This window comes from Cedecea sp. B1(4) (assembly GCF_059414925.1).
Window position 1 is genome coordinate 1 of the sequence record NZ_JCAHMZ010000171.1, and the last position, 342, is coordinate 342.

The window sequence follows — 342 nt, forward strand, 5'->3', positions numbered from 1 at the left end:
AAAAAAAAAAAAAAATAACCAACAAAAAAAAAAAAAAAAAAAATAAAAAACCCAAAAACCAAAAAAAACCCCCACACATAAAAAAAAAACCAAAAAATGGATTAAAAGAAAATAAAAGAAAAAACCCCCCCAAAAAAACCAACAAAAAACCAATTTTGCCCAAGTCACCCCCGCACGCGAAAAACCCAACCCAAAAAAAAAAAAACCCCAAAAAACCCCCAAAAAAAAACCAACAGTACAAAAAAAACCCCCAATGAAAAAAAATCCCCAAAAAAAAATAAAAAAAACACCCCCCCCAAAAAAAAAAAACCCCCCCCGTTTGTAAAAAAAAAACCAAAAATA

At 29.5% G+C, this 342-nt stretch carries 1 protein-coding gene; it reads left to right on the top strand.

Annotated elements, in window-relative coordinates; all coding sequences use genetic code 11:
- Window positions 1-257 (top strand): hypothetical protein (locus ACR6JA_RS22505; RefSeq protein WP_494599660.1); only part of this gene is annotated, 257 nt, incomplete at its 5' end.
- Window positions 258-342 lie beyond the last annotated feature (85 nt).